This is a genomic window from Rheinheimera metallidurans (assembly GCF_036983985.1).
In the GTDB taxonomy this organism is placed as follows: Bacteria; Pseudomonadota; Gammaproteobacteria; order Enterobacterales; family Alteromonadaceae; genus Alishewanella; species Alishewanella metallidurans.
The window spans coordinates 780,332-797,443 of sequence record NZ_JALAHQ010000001.1; the positions used below are offsets into that span (position 1 = coordinate 780,332).

The window sequence follows — 17,112 nt, forward strand, 5'->3', positions numbered from 1 at the left end:
ACAAAAAACCGTGGCTCGCCACGGTTTTTTTTATGCTGACGCGCTACTAATAAGTTTTTGAGTGTAATCATGTTGCGGGTTGGCAATAACATATGCTGTCGGGCCATAATCCAGTACTTTTCCATAATGTAGTACTAGTAAATCATCAGCGAGATGTTTAATTATGCGTAGATGGTTACTAATTAATAAATAGGCTAGGCCTGATTTTTGCTGTAACTCTAAGAGCAAATTAATAATCTGTGCCCGTAACGACGGATCAAGTGCGGTTAAGGCTTCATCTAAAATAAGCAACTTAGGATCAAGAATTAACGCCCTAGCCAGCGCTACTCTTTGTAATTGCCCGCCAGAGAACATGTGCGGATAAAACTCAGCATGATCGTCCAATAAGCCAAGTTGTTTTAATGTGAGACGAATTTTTTGTCGCCGTTGCTCAACATTCATTTGCGTGTTAAAGCGCAACGTATCGTCTAGCAGCTGTCCAACCTTTTGATGTGGATTAAGTGATGTAGTAGCGTCTTGAAAGATATAACGAATAATATGGTTATATTGACGATAGTGGCTAATTTGTACTGCCGTACCGGCAAGTATAATTTCCCCTTGATCAGGCTTTTCAATACCCACTAGCAATTTGGCAAGCGTACTTTTACCCGACCCGGTTTCGCCGACAATAGCTAGCGTTCGACCCTCTAGCAGGCTAAAGCTAATGTCGTTTAATGCACAGATACTACGCTGACGAAACAGCCCCGCTTGTTGGCTATACGTTTTACATAAGTTACGTACTTCAAGCAATATACTCATGGTGCTTTATTGCCTATAAGAGGAAAGTGACAACTGTAGTAATGATTGTGTAGCCGTTCTAATGCCGGTGTCTTTACACATTCTTTGCGAGCATTAGGACAGCGCGGGCCAAGCCGACAACCTATAGGTAGGTGCTGAAACACCGGAATACTGCCAGGTAGAGCGTATAGCGGCGTTTTGGGCGGTAAATTAGGTTGAAATCCAGGTACGCTTTTAATCAAGGCGTGGGTGTAAGGGTGATACGGTTGTTTAATAATGCTCGCTGTTTCGCCGGCTTCTACTAATTGTCCGCAATAAAGCACACTAAGGCTTTGCGTATAGCGAGCGATAAGTTCTAATTCGTGGCTGATCAGCAATATCGACATACCCTTTAGCTGGTTAAAGCTAGCAAGTAATCTAAATAGCTGAGCTTGTGTGGTCGTTTCAAGCGCCGTTGTTGGTTCGTCAGCAATAAGTAATTTAGGATCCTTAGCAATAGCCATCGCAATCATAGTTTTCTGGCAAATGCCTTCTGACAATTGATATGGGTAACTTTGCATAACGGATTGGTGATCCCGAATACCTACTTTGTGCAACAAAGCTATAGCTCTGCGCCGGCGCATATAGCTGCGTTTCCACCAAGGCCCTTCTAACCGATGATCGGGTATTGCTTCTTCAAGTTGATCTAAAATCGCAGCAGTCGGATCTAAACTTTTGCTGGGTTCTTGATAAATCATCGCCACATCGCGACCAATAATTTTACGCTGTTGCTCGTAGGGTAGGTTGCTAAGTTCTTGTCCGCGCCAACCAAAGCTATCTGCTGTTACGCGCCAGCGTTTATTCAACACACCAACAATTGCTTTTGCAATTAAGCTTTTACCCGAGCCTGATTCTCCGACTAAACCCCGAGTTTCGCCTTCGCGCATGCTTAGGCTTACTCGGTCAACTGCGCGAATTAGGCCGTCAGGTGTAGTTAATTCAATGGTTAGGTTTTTAATATCCAGTAGCTGCATTAGTTTTCTCGCCGCTTTTTAACTGCATTACGCAAGCCATCACCAACTAAATTAATTGATAACGCTGCTAAAAAAATCAGTAAGCCCGGCACAGCTACACTTACAGGGGCTATATAAATAAGATCAAGTGAGTCGGCCATAATAGTACCCCATTCCGCGCTGGGTGACTGTGCACCAAGCCCTAAAAAGCCAAGTGCAGCGATATCTAATGTTGCAGTAGATAATGCCATGGTAGCCATTAGGGTTAGGCTCTCCCAAATATTAGGCAAAATAACCCGGGTAAATACATACCAATTATTTGCGCCGTCTAGTCGGTAGGCTATAACGTAATCTTGGCTTAGTTGCTCTGCTATCACGTTGCGGATACCGTGCACAAATTGTGGCAGCATTGCCAGCATAATGGCCCAGGTGGTGTTTTGTAGGCCCGGGCCTAGTATCGCTACTATTATGATTGCTAACAGCAGTGACGGGATGCTAAGCGCTAAATCTAGTACGTGATTAAAAATGCTCGACTTTAGGCCTTTGCTCATGCCCGCCAATGTACCTAGCAATAAGCCCATAATTAATGCGCCTATTACTGTAATCATAGCAATACCAAAGGTATAACGAGCGCCAACGAGCAAACGTGAAAACAGATCTCGACCTAAATCGTCTGTACCAAAAGGGTATTGTACCAAGCCTTGTTCAGACCATGATGGTGGCAACAGCAGCATGGCATCATTTTGTATATAAGGATCATGTGGGGTTAAAAGCGGTGACAGTATGGCTAAAAATACAAATACGCTAAACAGCAGTAAGCCGCCAACCGCGCTGTGCTGGCGGGCAAACTCACGCCATAACTGCCGAAAAGGTGAGCGTGCAAGTTGCTCGTCAGGCAATAAACGAAACTTTGCCATATCAGCGTTTCCTTGCCAATGGATTAAATAGCGTATGTAAAATTTCTGTCAGCATATTTACGCTGATCACTAAGGTTGATATCACTAACAAACCTGCTTCAATGGCTGGATAATTACGCTGATAAATACTGTCAATAAGCCAGCGGCCGATACCTGGCCACGAAAAAATAACCTCGGTAATCATTGCTAACGTAATCAGCGTACTAAATTGTAAGCCAATTTGCCGGATCACGGGTAATAACGCATTGCGTAAGGCGTGACGGTACAATACTTGACCCCGGCTTAAGCCTTTTGCTCGTGCGGCTTTAATGTAGCTTTGCTCCCAAACCTCTAATATAGAATCTCGGGTAAAACGCACCATTACTGTGGTGGGAAAGGTAGCTAGTACTAGTGTTGGTAAAATTAAGTGGCTAAGAGCATCTAGTAAAGCTTCATGTTGGTGCTGTGTTGCAGCTAATAAAATATCTAGCAGCATAAAGCCGGTGACATGATTAATCTCATACAAAACCCCGATTCTACCGGCGGTGGGTAGCCAACCTAAGCCTAGTGAAAATAGCATAATCAGTAATAACGCCCACCAAAATATGGGGATGGAATAGCCAGCAACAGCAACTGCAGACACCAACTTACTGAACACGCCATCGGGTTTAATAGCCGATAAAATACCAATAGGAATACCAATAAAAAAAGAAATAAGTAACGCATAGGAGGCCAGCTCTAACGTGGCAGGCAGCAACATTTTCATTTCTTGTAGTAACGGTTGTTGGCTAGAAAATGACATGCCCCAGTTACCACTAAATATTCGGCTAAGATAAGCTAAATATTGCAGAATATAATTTTTATCAAGCTGATATTCGCTAGTTAGTAATGCATATTGCTCGGGCGAAATATGTCTTAACCCAGTAAAGTTTTGTAGTGGGTCGCCGGGGAATAAATACGCTAGGCTAAAAGCAAAAACACTTAAAGCGATAAAAACAAAGGCAAGCAAAAATAACCGACGTAGCAAATACATAATCATTTACTATCCCTCTGCGCATTAGCCAATGCAATGCCACCATAGGGGTTAATTTTCACACCTTTAATGTCGCTACTAATAGCTTGAAAGCGCTGTGAATGAGCAATGCTAAGTAACGGCATTTGCTCTGCCAGATATTGTTGTGCTGCGAAATAATAGCTGCGGCGCTGGTTTTGATCTGCCGTTAGCAACGCTTGGCTAATGAGATTATCAAAATTAGCATCGCACCAATTGGCGCGATTAGAGCCAGTAAGTGCCGCGCTGCAGCTTAGTAATGGCCGAAAGAAGTTGTCAGGATCGGCGTTATCTGCTGACCAGCCAATCAGTACCGAGTCGTGCTCGTAAGCGCCAAGTTTACGGCGAAAACTATTCCATTCATAAGATACAATGCGCGCCTTTACACCAATTTGGGCTAAATCAGCCTGCATTAACTCAGCCATTTTTAGCGCGTTAGGGTTATATAAGCGCTGAACCGGCATTGCCCATATATCCATACTAAAGCCGTTTGGATAACCGGCTTCAGCTAATAATACTCTGGCTTGAAGCGGATTATAGCTTTGCGGTTCAACATTCGGATTATAGGCCCAAGAGGTAGGTGGTAATACCGAGTTAGCGGCGGTAGCATGGCCAAAATACACCGCTTGTAAAATAGCGTCGCGGTTAATGGCGTAAGCTAATGCTTGGCGCACTTTGACATTATCAAAAGGCGGTTTTTCGGTGTTAAATGCCCAAAAACCAATATTCATACTGGTACTTTCTTGTACGTCAACATCGGCCCGTTTACTAATTAACCCTAGTTCAGCCACGCGCGGAAAAGCAACAATATCGCATTCATGGGTAAATAACTTGGCCATGCGACGTGCATTATTGGGAACAATATCAAAGACAAGTTGCTCGGGTTTAGCAAGTTCGCGCCAGTAGTTTTTATGCCGGTAATACCGGATTAATACGTCTTTTTGGTATTCTTTAAAGCGAAATGGCCCGGTACCAATTGGCAGGCTATCCATCAGCGATAATTTACCTGATTTAACTAGCTGTGAGCCGTATTCGGCAGACAAAATAGCGGCAAAATCGGTAGCTAAGTTAGACAAAAATGAGCTATCCGGCCGGCTAAGTTCAAACCTAATCCGATCGGGTGTTTCTGCAACCACGTTTTTAACTAAATCGGCCCAGTCAACACTTTGAAAGTACGGGTAGTTTGCACCACCTTGTTGATGAAATGGATGGCTTTTTTGCATAATGCGGTTAAAGGTAAACACCACATCTTCGGCATTAAGGGGACGAGATGGCTGAAAATATTCAGTTTGATGAAACTGTACCTCTGAGCGCAGGGTAAAGTGATACACCCTACCGTCATCACTCACTTGCCACTTTTGTGCTAAGCCCGGTATTAGTTCGCCGTTGTTAGCATCAATATCTAATAAGCGGTCGTACAATTGCTGGCTAATGGCGTCGATAGTGGTGCCTGAGGTAACTAACTGTGGGTTAAAGGTTTCTGGTGACCCCTCAGAACAATATACTAATCCGCTGCGTACCGTTTCGGGTAAATCGTTATTACAGCCGCCAACAAAAACACTCGTGCATAACAAGAGTAATAAGTGGCGTGTTTTTAAGTTCATGCTTGTTGGCTTTCCAGTAACTGATACTTTTTCATATAGCCACGTAGCTGATGATAGGTCAGGTTCAGCAGCTCTGCCGTTCTTTTTTGGTTATATTGACTGGCGGCCAGAGCTTGCTTAATTAAGCTCACTTCAAAATCTTGTGACAGTGTTTTAAAGTCTTGCACTTGGTTAAAATTAAACTGTTCTGGTTTTGTTGTTGGCATTAATAACGCGGCAGGTGCTGTTGGTGTCTGCGCAGTTGAATCAGTCTCTATAACCGTTGGTTGCGTTGTACGTATTGCTTTTATCCGTTGTTGTGGGCGGTACGGTGAGTCAAATGGGTCAAGCAAAATATCATGTACTGGTACATAGGCATTATTAGTGCGGTAAACACTGCGCTCTACTACGTTTTTTAGCTCACGGACATTACCCGGCCAATGATAATCAAGCAGTATGCGCTTAGCTTTCTCACTAAAACCACTAAATAACTCAAAACCTAATTCGCGTGCCATATTAATAGCAAAATGCTCGGCGAGTAGCAGAATATCGTCGCGGCGCTCGCGCATAGGTGGCAGCGTTATAACATCAAACGCCAACCGGTCAAGTAAGTCGGCGCGAAACTCGCCTTGTTCTGCCAGTAGCGGCAAGTCTTCATTGGTAGCGCAAACTAACCTGACATCGGTTTTTATCGCTCGACTACCACCAACACGTTCAAATTCGCCGTATTCTATTACTCGAAGCAACTTTTCTTGCACTAAACTTGGCGTATTTGCTAACTCGTCTAAAAATAAGGTGCCACCATGTGCGCGCTCAAAGCGGCCTTCATGGCGCTTGCTCGCACCAGTAAACGCCCCTGATTCGTGACCAAATAACTCGCTTTCTAGCAAGTTTTCATTTAAAGATGCGCAATTTAACGTTAAATATTGCTGATCCCAGCGTTGCGATAAAAAGTGCAGCCGTGCGGCAATTAACTCTTTGCCGGTACCTCGTTCACCAATAATTAATACCGGCTTATCTAAAGGGGCAACTTGTGACACCTGATCTAGCACATTAAGAAAACTGTTAGACTGACCAACCAGATTATCTTGTTGAAATTTTCTGCTCATAGACTGCTATTAGTTAGTTAATTTCGCTAATTAGTAGTGTATTTCATAATGACTGATAGCTAAAGTATTAAAGCGAAATAAATAAAAAACGATATTAATCATTGTGTTAAATTAACATGAAAAGTTGGCAAGAAAACTGAATAGGTTAGGGTGTACTACACCAGTCAATTATGAGGTAAATATTATGGGTATTTTTTCACGCTTCTCAGATATTGTGAATTCAAATATTAACGCATTGTTAGATAAAGCCGAAGATCCAGAAAAAATGGTGCGTTTGATAATTCAAGAAATGGAAGACACCTTAGTTGAGGTTCGGTCTTCTTCTGCTAAAACTATTGCCGAGAAAAAAGAACTGCAGCGCTTAGTTAATCGGTTACACGAAGAAGTAGCTGATTGGCAAGCTAAAGCCGAATTGGCGTTAAGTAAAGAGCGAGAGGATTTGGCACGTTCTGCGCTTATTGAACGACAAAAAGCGTCGGACCAAGCAAATGCAGTAGCGGCAGATATTGCTAATTTAGATGAGCATGTTAGTAAGCTGCAAGATGAAGTGTCGCAGCTGCAAGAAAAATTAGCTGATGCTAAAGCACGGCAAAAATCGATGTTAATGCGCCAAAAAACGGTGTCGTCACGCTTGGAAGTTAAAAAGACGTTAGACAGCAACCGTATTAATGATGCGATGTATAAATTTGAGCGTTACGAGCAGAAAATTGATACGTTAGAAGCGCAGGTTGAAGCCTATGATTTAGGCAAGAAAACCCTTAAGGATGAGTTTGCTGAACTGGCCGCTCAAGATAAAATTGATAACGAATTAGCCGCATTAAAAGCTAAAGTTAATCAGACAGGTAAAGATGCCTGATCGTCAGGCATTTAGGAGTCTACAATGAGCATTGCTGAAGTCATAGGTGTACCCTTTATTCTGTTTATGATTTTTGTTGCACCTATTTGGGTCATCATGCATTACCGTAGTAAACATAAAATGGGCCAAGGGTTATCAGATCAAGAGTTAGGGCAGTTAAATGATTTAGCCCACAAAGCAGAAAAAATGGCTGACCGTATTAAAACTCTTGAAGCTATTTTAGATGTAGAAAGCCCAAAGTGGAGAAGCCAACATGACTAAGTTTAGGCGTGAACTACTGCGCGACGACGCGAACGCAAAAATTGCCGGTGTCTGTGCAGGTGTGGCAGATTATTTTGGCTGGGAACTATGGTTAGTGCGTATTATTACCGTATCGGCTTTTTTTCTAGGTGCGGGTGGTTTAATACTCGTGCTATATATCGCTGCTTGGGTGGTGTTAGAAAAAAAGTCGAAAGCTGCGCTTAAAACCGCAGCCAATAGTACACTAAGCCCGCCAACAGAAAAGGCCATAGAAGTTAAAACACGACTTTGGCAGCGAGGCGAGGCGCCCAAGCAAGCGCTACAACATTTAACCAATCAGTTTAATGGTTTGGAACTGCGGTTAAGAGACATGGAACGCCATGTCACTTCAACTAAGTTTCAGTTAAACCGCGAATTTAATAGCTTATAGGGCGGTATACCCCAGCTTATGGATCTTTTAAATAAGCTTCAACATCAAGGACACGAGCTAACCAGTCGTGCCCTTGATCGTCATTTGCGCATTGGCGTTACCGGTTTAAGTGGATCGGGTAAAACTGCTTTTATTACGTCTTTGGTTCAGCAATTAACGGTCGGTGATCAGCCAGATAATTTGCCTTTTTTTGATGTTGTGCGCCAGCAACGTTATCTTGGTGGTCGGTTAGCGGCACCTTTACTTGATGTACCACGGTTTCCACTTGAAGCAAATTTGCGGGCGTTGCAGCAAACGCCACCAATTTGGCCACCATCAACTCAAGGTTGGAGCCAACTTAGTTTAAAGCTGCGCTATAAAGCGGCTTCAGGGCTTCGCGCTCATTTACAGTCGCGTAGCGAACTGGCGCTAGATATTATTGATTATCCCGGTGAGTGGTTACTCGATTTACCCTTGCTTGATTTAAGCTATACGCAGTGGTGTGAATTTAGCTGGCAATTATTTGCTAAAACCCATCGTAAAGATATTGCCGCGCCCTTTGCTGCGTTGTTAAGCAGCGTTGACCCACAAAATGCAACCGAACTGCAATTACAAACGCTAACCGAGCAATATAAACAGCTATTACAACAGTTTCATCAAACCCCAGGCGCTTACTTAAACCAGCCGGGCCGCTTGCTAGTGCCTGGTACGTTAGCGGGCGCACCCATGTTGCAACTGTTTCCGTTGTTACCGGTACAAGCCAATGCGGCATCACCACTGAGTAATAAGCTGGCGCAGCATTACGATAGTTACCGTAAACATGTTATCAAACCATTTTATCAGCAGCATTTCTCAGGTTTAGACCGACAAGTTATTTTAGTTGATTGTTTATCGGCATTAAATGCGGGCCATGCTGCAGTTAGCGAGCTACAGCAGGCATTACAGCTTATTTTACAAAGCTTTAATTACGGCCCATCAAGTATCTTAGGCCGTTTGTTTAAGCCTAGCATCAGCAAAGTGTTATTTGCTGCCAGCAAGGCAGATCATGCTACGCCAGAACAACATAAAGCCTTAACTTTGTTATTACAGCAATTATTACAACAGCCACTGAAACAAAGTCAGTATCAAGCCGCAACTACCGAGGCGATGTCCATTGCGGCTATTCGTGCCAGCAAAAGTGGTTTTGTCCAAGTTGATGGCTTGGCTCAGCCGTGCATTAGCGGTGTTGGTATTAATGCGCAAGCCTTAACTTACTTTCCGGGAGAGGTACCGGCAAAACTGCCTGCGGCTAGTACATTTAATCAGCATAAGTTTGGTTTTCTGCCACTTCGACCATTACCTTGGCAAGAGAATCAGCTAATACCGCATGTCCGCATGGACCATGTGCTGCAGTACATTTTAGGAGATAAACTACGATGAGCGAACTAAAGCCCGCGCAGCACTTTTCTGCCCAAGCACTTGATGCTGCGGAGCCGCTGAAACAGGCTACACATTTTCAAGAACAGCATTTTGTAGCGCAAGAACCAACTGCAATAATAGTGTTAAAGCAACCAACCCGTTGGTGGTGGCGCTTGGCCGGTTTTACCTTGCTGGCAATCGTTGTGTTATCTATTTGGCAATGGTTTTACACCTTACAGCACAGCTGGCAACAAAGCCTGTGGCAAGGTGCCGCGCTTAGCGTAATTAGTGCGGCGGTTTTGGTATTAATTGGTTCATTATTGTGGCGCGAGCTGAAACTGTGGCGGCGCTTAGCGCGTAACCGGCAATGGCAACAAAATGCTGAACGTATTCGTCATAGTGTGCAATATGGTGAAGCCGCTGTATTGTGCAATTCAGTAGCCGATAGTTTGCCAGCATCAGCCAGCTTAACTGCGGCAAAGGCCGAATGGCTCAGCGCGGTTAAAGATGAACACAGCGATGAAGAGCAATTGCAGCTATTTGAACACTTTGTACTTACTGAGCTAGACAAGCAGGCGCAGCAGCTAATTTATCGTGCCGCAACGGATACCAGTTTAGCTGTTGCCATTAGCCCTTTTGCTTTAGCCGATATGTTGCTAGTGCTATGGCGCAGTAGTCGCATGGTGCGTGAGCTAGCGCAGCTATACGGCGGCGCTATTGGCCAGCTGCGTAGTATGCTGGTGCTAAAACGCCTATTGGCGGCGTTACTTTGGGCTGGTGGTTCAGAGCTGGCGTTAGATATGGCATCAGATGTATTAAGTGGTGAATTAACTGCAAAGGTATCGGCGCGCGCTGGGCAGGGGGTTATTGCTGGGCTGCTGGTGGCACGCTTAGGTAATTTGGCACAACAACAACTTAGGCCATTGCCAGCAACGGCAACGACAAAAATTAGTGTTAAAGTATTGACTGCCAGTTTGTTAGAACGTTTTAAAAGCGCAGTGCAAACTAAAGCTGACAGAGGTAACATAATCTAAGTTTACATAAGCAGACTGCAAGATGTCTGGCTTGCTTCCATTAATTATCAATTCTGCTATTTGTTAATGCAATATTAACTTCAGCAGTAATAACACTATGCACAAAACTCATAAAAATGCCGAAACCCTATGTATTCATGCCGGAAAAGAAAAAAACCAATTCGGCACTTTAGTAACGCCGTTATATCAAAGCTCTACCTTTATCTTCGACAATGCCGAGCAGGGCGCAGCGCGCTTTGCTGGTGAAGAAGAAGGTTATATTTATACGCGCTTGGGCAACCCAACCACCCGCGAGTTAGAACTTAAAATTGCTGCGCTAGAAAACATGGATGATGCTGCGGCTACAGCAACCGGCATGGGGGCAGTAGCGGCGAGCACCATGGCATTTCTGCAACACGGCGATCATTTAATTGCCAGCAAAGCTATTTATGGTTGCAGCTTCGCCTTATTTAACCACCAGTTTGCTCGCTATGGTATTGACGTTAGTTTTGTTGACATGACAGACCACGGCGCAGTAGAAAAAGCCTTAAAACCCAATACTAAAATGCTATTTGCTGAAACGCCAATAAACCCCAATATGGTGGTGTTAGATTTAGCCTTTTTAGGTACTTTCTGTCGTCGTAATAAATTAATTTCGGTGATCGATAACACCTTTATGACGCCCTTGCTGCAAAAGCCAGCTGATTATGGCATTGATATTGTGATCCACAGCGCGACCAAGTACTTAAACGGTCATGGCGATGTGGTTGCCGGTTTAATTGTCGCTGACGCTGAAACCATTAAAACCATTAAGCTAACCACATTAAAAGATATGGGCGCAACTATCAGCCCGCACGATGCTTGGTTAATTATACGCGGCCTAAAAACCCTTGCAGTACGTATGGAGCGGCATTGCAGTAATGCGCAACAGGTTGCTGAGTACCTTGAAGCGCACCCTGCAGTAAGCGAGGTGTTTTATCCCGGTTTGCCCTCGCACCCTGGTTATAAGTTTATTGGTAAACAAATGAAAGCCGCCGGTGGCGTGCTTGCGTTTGAACTAAACGCGAGCTTAGACGATAGTCGCTTCTTTATTAATCAGGTGCAGTTATTAAGCTTGGCGGTAAGTTTAGGGGATGCTGAATCGCTTATTCAACATCCGGCGTCGATGACACATAGCCCTTACACCGCGGAAGAGCGACAAATGGCGGGCATTAGTGATGGCTTAATTCGCGTATCAGTTGGGCTAGAGCATATAGATGACATTATTGCTGATTTAGCGCAGGCGCTTAATAAGATACAACAGCGGCAAGGCAAAAAATAGCCGTTGTAAGTTAATGTTTACGCGTAGCTAACTGACTATAGGTCGCAGTAAGGTTAACTCTTGCTGCGCTATCGCTTAGTATCCGTGCTAACTAGATGTCTGCCCATTATTCATCATTATAAATTGCCGGCAGATAAGCCCATATAACAAAAAAATCAACAGGTTGTTTATGAGTAAGTACGTATCTCGACAGTCAGATGACACAGGCTTTATTGCTTGGTCTGAAGAAGAAAATCAGATTTGGCATGAGTTAATTACTCGGCAGTTGGGTGTTATTAGTGGTAAAGCCTGCGATGAGTATATGGCGGGACTAGAAAAGTTGCAGCTGCCAACTGATCGTATTCCGCAACTGGAAGAAGTAAGTAGTGTGTTGCGTGCCACTACCGGCTGGGAATGTGCAGAAGTGCCCGCACTAATTAGCTTTGACAAATTTTTTGAACTGCTGGCTAACAAACGCTTTCCCGTCGCAACCTTTATACGTTCGCGTGAAGAGTTTGACTATTTACAAGAACCGGATATTTTTCACGAAATATTTGGTCACTGCGCCATGTTAACCAACCCCGCATTTGCTGAGTTTACGCATCAGTACGGTAAAATTGGCTTAGCGGCCAATAAGCAAGACCGAGTTTATTTAGCCCGGTTATATTGGTTTACTATTGAGTTTGGCTTATTAAATACCGCAGATGGCCTGCGTATATACGGAGGTGGTATATTATCATCGCCTGGCGAAACCCAATATGCACTTGGCTCAGATATACCAGAACGTAAGCTGTTTGATGCGGTTGACGTGCTACGTACACCTTATCGTATCGATATTATGCAGCCTATTTATTTTATGATTGAGCGGATTGATCAGCTGTTTGATATTGCACAGCTGGATATGATGGCGCTGGTTGAACAAGCTAGAGCATTAGGCTTGCATGCCGCAAAGTTTCCACCAAAAGAAAAACAAGTTAGCTAGGAATAAATAATGTCTGAATTAAAAGCAATGCAATGTGAAGCTTGTCGTGCAGATGCACCTAAAGTAAGTGATGCTGAACTACCTGAGTTAATGCGGCAAATTCCCGATTGGACCCCCGTGGTGCGTGATGGCATTTTGCAGTTAGAACGCGAATTTAAGTTTAAAAACTTTAAGTTAGCCTGGGCGTTCCATAACAAAGTAGCCGAGTTAGCTGAAGCCGAAGGCCATCATCCGGCATTGTTACTTGAATGGGGAAAGCTTACGGTAACTTGGTGGTCGCATTCAATTAAAGGTCTGCATAAAAACGATTTTATTTGTGCGGCCAAAACTGACAGCCTACTGTTAGCCTAATTCTTCGCATACATATAGCTGCGTATCTGAGTGGCGGTAACGCGCCACTCGTCGCAGTCATCAGTTAAATAAACGTCTTGTTCATATTTCTTTACAAATTCACTAGTCTGATTTGCGGCTTATGCCGTATCATGCTGTCTATTGAATGGTTTTGGGGCAGTTTGCGGTATGCGTTTAGAAATTCAATGCCAGAACAGATTAGGTCTGGCGCAAGAAGTATTAAATGTATTAGTGAGTTACGAGCTAGATTTACGCGGCATCGAAGTTGATCGCAGCTTAAGTCGTATATTTGTGTCATTTCCTTCGGTAAATTTTGAAAAGTTTCAGGAGCTAATGGCCAAAATGCGCCGAATTTCTGGCGTAGAAGACGTTAAAACTACCGCTTTTATGCCATCTGAACGAGAGCACAACGAACTATCGACCTTACTGCGCACTTTACCTGATGGCCTGATTGCTATCGATCTTAAAGCTAATGTTACTGTAATTAATGACGCCGCGTTAGAAGTGTTAGAGGTATCAAGAGACGCGATCGCCGGTCAGTCGTTGCAAAGCATGGTAAAGGGCTTTAATTTTCAGCGTTGGTTAGAAGCCGATGAAGTATTAGCACAAACTCGGCGCTTAGAAATTCATGGCAAACGCTTTGTCGCCGATGTACTGCCAGTAATGGTGCCTGATGATACCGGCGCAGAAATTTTGGCCGGTGCAGTCATTAATTTGAAATCAGAAAGTCGCCTAGGCCAGCATATGGTGGTGTTTAAAAAAGGCGATCAAGAAAGCTTTAATACGTTGCAGGCGCACAGTAACTTGATGCGCAAAGTAGTACGTGAAGCCAAAAAGATGTCTCAGCTTGATGCGCCTATTTTAATTATGGGTGAAACCGGTACTGGCAAAGAACTGTTAGCTAAAGCCTGCCATGCTGCAAGTAGCCGCACTGGTAAGCCATTTTTGGCACTTAACTGCGCATCGTTACCGGATAACGTTGCCGAGTCAGAATTATTTGGTTACGGCGCTAATGCCTTTCCTGGCACAAGCGAAAGTAAAAAAGGTATCTTTGAGCAAGCCAACGGCGGCACGGTATTTTTAGACGAAGTTGGTGAAATGTCGCATCAGTTACAAACAAAGCTGATCCGTTTTTTACAAGACGGTAGTTTTAGACGTGTGGCCGATGAGAACGAAGTAAAAGTGGATGTGCGGGTAATTTGCACCACACAAAAAGATTTACCTCACATGGTGCAGGAAGGTAAGTTTCGTGAAGATCTATATTACCGCTTAAACGTACTAACACTGGCCTTGCCAGCACTGCGTGAACGCAAGCAGGATGTTATTTCGTTAGCTGAGTTTTTTCTGGCACGCTTTGCAAATAGGTTAGGCAGAAAAGCACCAAAACTTACCGATAACTGTGCGAGTTTTTTACAAAGTTATCCTTGGCCGGGCAATGTGCGCCAGCTAGAAAACGCACTGTATCGCGCCATTACTTTATTAGACGGTGCGGAATTAGATCGAGAGCATCTGCAATTACCTAGCTACAATAATGATTTTGGTTATTTAGAGCAGGACTTTGACGGCACATTAGACGAAGCGGTAAAACGGTTTGAAGCTAATTTGTTGCGAAAATTGTTTCCGGCTTACCCCAGCTCCCGCCAGTTAGCGAAAAAACTTGGTTTAAGCCATACCGCTGTAGCGAATAAATTGCGTGATTACGGTATTAATCGCAAGAGTGTAAAAATTTAATTACACTTTGTTTATAAATTTGTACTTGTATCGGGCTGCTAACATGATTTAGTGGCCCTTTTTGTTCTGTTTTGCACTAAACCTCATTTTCGTATTGCCATCTTTACAAAACAGCCTGTTTAGCTGCTTTTCGCTGTCGCTCAGTGGCCTCTAGCTTTTTTTTATTGCAAGGGCATTATTGCTGCTATCAAAGACGTAATAGGGAATAGGCGAATGTTAGATAAAATAAACCCACTGGGTACTGATGGTTTCGAATTTGTTGAATACACCGCGGCTGATGCTGAAGGAATTCAAAAATTAAAAGATTTATTTTACTCGTTGGGTTTTACTGAGGTTGCAAAGCATCGTTCTAAGCAAGCTTGGTTATATAAGCAAGGCGATATTAATTTTATTATTAATGCTGAGCCAAATTCTCAAGCCGAAGAGTTTGCCCGTAATCATGGCCCAAGCGTATGCGCAATGGCGTTTCGTGTTAAAGATGCTGCCGCCGCATTAAGCCATGCTTTGGCTAATGGCGCCAAAGAATATAAAAATCAAATTGGTCCTATGGAGCTAAACATTCCAGTGGTTTACGGTATTGGCAGCAGCCTGTTGTATTTCGTTGACCGTTACGGCGCAAGCTCGGTATATGACATTGATTTTAAATTCTATGACAACTGGCAAGCGGATATGGCCAAGCACAGTGTTGGCTTAGACGTGCTAGATCACCTAACGCACAACGTAATGCGCGGTAATATGAACGTGTGGGCTGGGTTTTATGAAAACATCGGAAACTTCCGTGAAGTTCGTTATTTCGACATTGAAGGTAAGTTAACCGGTTTAGTCTCTAAAGCGATGACCGCGCCTTGCGGTAAAATTCGTATTCCAATTAATGAATCGTCAGACGATAAATCGCAAATTGAAGAGTTTATTCGCGAATACAAAGGCGAAGGCATTCAACATATTGCGTTAACCACCGAAAATATTTACGAAACTGTACGTACGCTACGTAACCGTGGTATGGAGTTTATGCCAACGCCAGAAACCTACTACAACAAGGTAAACGAGCGTGTAGTAGGCCATGAAGAAGATTTAGATCAGCTTCGTGATCTGCGAGTGTTAATTGACGGCGCGCCAATGAAAGACGGTATTTTACTGCAAATATTTACTAAAACCGTAATTGGCCCAGTATTTTTCGAGATCATTCAGCGCAAAGGCAACGAAGGTTTTGGCGAAGGCAACTTCAAAGCGTTGTTTGAATCTATAGAAGAAGATCAAATTCAACGTGGAGTATTAAGCAATGCGTAAATGGGCATCGTTTCCGTTAAAGGAAGGGGATGTATCGCGCCAAGCTCATGCTGATTTTCCAGAGCAAGCCATATACGAGCGGGAAACCGGTCGTAATGGCTTCTTTGGCCCCGCCACGCACTTTCATCATCAGCACGCGCCTACCGGTTGGACTGATTGGCAAGGCCCACTGCGGCCACACCTGTTTAACTTTAACGACATTGGTGTTGATAACACCAATTCGCCTTGGTCAGTGCCAAACCTGTTATTTAATGCGCATTGTAAAATGCGTACGTGGCGTTTAACTGAGGGCATGACCAAGTTAGTGCGTAATGGCGATGGTGATGAGCTATTATTTATTCACGAAGGTAGTGCTGAGTTGTATTGTGACTATGGTCATATGACCGTTCGCGATGGTGATTATATTGTCATTCCGCGTTCGACCATGTGGCGCTTAGAGCCAACCTCACCGATGTTTATTCTACTAATAGAAGCAACCAATGATAGTTTTCAATTACCAGAAAAAGGCTTAGTGGGTAATCACGCTATTTTCGATTTAGCGATGTTAGATACGCCAAAAATTGATGCTGCGTTTAAAGCCCAATACAGCGAGCAACAATGGCAGGTAGAAATAAAACGTCACGGTGAAGTGTCGGTAATTACGTATCCGTATAACCCGCTAGATGCTATTGGTTGGCATGGCGATTTATCGGTAATGCGCATTAACTGGCGTGATATTCGGCCATTAATGAGCCATCGCTATCATTTACCGCCATCGGCACATACCACCTTTGTTGCACAGCGGTTTGTGGTCTGTACTTTTGTACCGCGGCCAATAGAAAGCGACCCCGGAGCATTAAAGGTGCCGTTTTATCATAATAATGACGACTACGATGAAGTGCTATTTTATCATGCAGGTGATTTTTTCAGCCGTGATAATATCGAAAAAGGCATGGTAACTTTCCACCCCGCTGGTTTTACCCATGGCCCGCACCCTAAAGCTTTTGCTGCTGCGCGTGAGTACAAAAAGAAATTCACTGATGAAGTTGCAGTAATGCTAGATACTCGCGATGCGCTTGAAATGGGTGCTGCAGCGCTTGCAACAGAAAACCATGAGTATATTAACAGCTGGAAAGTTAAACCCTAAACAGGCTTAGT

Annotated in this window: 17 protein-coding genes; 11 read left to right on the forward strand and 6 right to left on the reverse strand. The window is 43.8% G+C overall.

The window, feature by feature from the left end:
* Positions 1 to 30 precede the first annotated feature (30 nt).
* Genes MN199_RS03735 through pspF form a run of 6 tightly spaced genes read right to left on the reverse strand, consistent with a single transcriptional unit; the run spans position 31 to position 6,408 of the window.
* Positions 31 to 798, reverse strand: coding sequence for an ATP-binding cassette domain-containing protein (locus tag MN199_RS03735; protein ID WP_335738448.1), 768 nt, complete (start codon positions 796 to 798; stop codon positions 31 to 33).
* A complete protein-coding gene (locus MN199_RS03740; RefSeq protein WP_132582507.1) occupies positions 795 to 1,790 on the reverse strand; it encodes a peptide ABC transporter ATP-binding protein in 996 nt (331 codons plus the stop codon). The genes MN199_RS03735 and MN199_RS03740 overlap by 4 nt, the downstream gene beginning before the upstream one ends.
* On the reverse strand, positions 1,790 to 2,686 hold the full coding sequence (locus tag MN199_RS03745; protein WP_132582509.1) for an ABC transporter permease subunit: 897 nt from the start codon (positions 2,684 to 2,686) through the stop codon (positions 1,790 to 1,792). The genes MN199_RS03740 and MN199_RS03745 overlap by 1 nt, the downstream gene beginning before the upstream one ends.
* Position 2,687: 1 nt before the next feature.
* Positions 2,688 to 3,704 carry an ABC transporter permease gene (locus MN199_RS03750; RefSeq protein ID WP_335738449.1) on the reverse strand — a complete coding sequence of 339 codons (1,017 nt, stop codon included), beginning with the start codon at positions 3,702 to 3,704 and terminating at the stop codon, positions 2,688 to 2,690.
* Positions 3,701 to 5,320, reverse strand: a complete 1,620-nt coding sequence (locus MN199_RS03755) for an ABC transporter substrate-binding protein (RefSeq protein ID WP_335738450.1) — start codon at positions 5,318 to 5,320, stop codon at positions 3,701 to 3,703. Before MN199_RS03755 ends, MN199_RS03750 begins: the two co-directional genes overlap by 4 nt.
* Positions 5,317 to 6,408, reverse strand: a complete 1,092-nt coding sequence (gene pspF / locus MN199_RS03760; protein ID WP_132582515.1) for a phage shock protein operon transcriptional activator — start codon at positions 6,406 to 6,408, stop codon at positions 5,317 to 5,319. Before pspF ends, MN199_RS03755 begins: the two co-directional genes overlap by 4 nt.
* 184 nt (positions 6,409 to 6,592) lie before the next feature.
* Here pspF and pspA point away from each other — a divergent pair, with 184 nt between their 5' ends.
* The 11 genes from pspA (at position 6,593) to MN199_RS03815 (ending at position 17,101) form a co-directional block, all read left to right on the forward strand.
* Positions 6,593 to 7,264 carry a phage shock protein PspA gene (gene pspA / locus MN199_RS03765; protein ID WP_132582517.1) on the forward strand — a complete coding sequence of 224 codons (672 nt, stop codon included), beginning with the start codon at positions 6,593 to 6,595 and terminating at the stop codon, positions 7,262 to 7,264.
* A gap of 24 nt (positions 7,265 to 7,288) precedes the next feature.
* Entirely contained in the window at positions 7,289 to 7,525 is a 237-nt protein-coding gene (gene pspB / locus MN199_RS03770; protein ID WP_132582519.1) for an envelope stress response membrane protein PspB, read from the forward strand.
* On the forward strand, positions 7,518 to 7,934 hold the full coding sequence (gene pspC / locus MN199_RS03775; RefSeq protein ID WP_132582521.1) for an envelope stress response membrane protein PspC: 417 nt from the start codon (positions 7,518 to 7,520) through the stop codon (positions 7,932 to 7,934). Before pspB ends, pspC begins: the two co-directional genes overlap by 8 nt.
* Before the next feature lie 18 nt (positions 7,935 to 7,952).
* On the forward strand, positions 7,953 to 9,332 hold the full coding sequence (locus tag MN199_RS03780; RefSeq protein WP_335738451.1) for a YcjX family protein: 1,380 nt from the start codon (positions 7,953 to 7,955) through the stop codon (positions 9,330 to 9,332).
* The gene (locus MN199_RS03785; RefSeq protein WP_132582525.1) at positions 9,329 to 10,345 is read left to right on the forward strand and encodes a TIGR01620 family protein; all 1,017 of its coding nucleotides are present in this window, start codon (positions 9,329 to 9,331) and stop codon (positions 10,343 to 10,345) included. The genes MN199_RS03780 and MN199_RS03785 overlap by 4 nt, the downstream gene beginning before the upstream one ends.
* Before the next feature lie 97 nt (positions 10,346 to 10,442).
* Entirely contained in the window at positions 10,443 to 11,645 is a 1,203-nt protein-coding gene (megL, locus tag MN199_RS03790) for a methionine gamma-lyase (RefSeq protein ID WP_335738452.1), read from the forward strand.
* Between the two features lie 169 nt (positions 11,646 to 11,814).
* Positions 11,815 to 12,606: a phenylalanine 4-monooxygenase gene (phhA, locus tag MN199_RS03795; RefSeq protein ID WP_132582529.1), complete on the forward strand. Its 792-nt coding sequence runs from the start codon at positions 11,815 to 11,817 to the stop codon at positions 12,604 to 12,606.
* A 9-nt stretch (positions 12,607 to 12,615) separates the two neighbouring features.
* A complete protein-coding gene (locus MN199_RS03800) occupies positions 12,616 to 12,957 on the forward strand; it encodes a 4a-hydroxytetrahydrobiopterin dehydratase (RefSeq protein ID WP_132582531.1) in 342 nt (113 codons plus the stop codon).
* A gap of 168 nt (positions 12,958 to 13,125) precedes the next feature.
* Positions 13,126 to 14,688: a transcriptional regulator TyrR gene (gene tyrR / locus MN199_RS03805; protein WP_335738453.1), complete on the forward strand. Its 1,563-nt coding sequence runs from the start codon at positions 13,126 to 13,128 to the stop codon at positions 14,686 to 14,688.
* 213 nt (positions 14,689 to 14,901) lie between these two features.
* On the forward strand, positions 14,902 to 15,975 hold the full coding sequence (gene hppD, locus MN199_RS03810) for a 4-hydroxyphenylpyruvate dioxygenase (RefSeq protein WP_132582535.1): 1,074 nt from the start codon (positions 14,902 to 14,904) through the stop codon (positions 15,973 to 15,975).
* Positions 15,968 to 17,101 (forward strand): homogentisate 1,2-dioxygenase, encoded by a 1,134-nt coding sequence (locus MN199_RS03815; protein WP_132582537.1) that lies wholly within the window; start codon positions 15,968 to 15,970, stop codon positions 17,099 to 17,101. Before hppD ends, MN199_RS03815 begins: the two co-directional genes overlap by 8 nt.
* Positions 17,102 to 17,112: the final 11 nt, after the last annotated feature.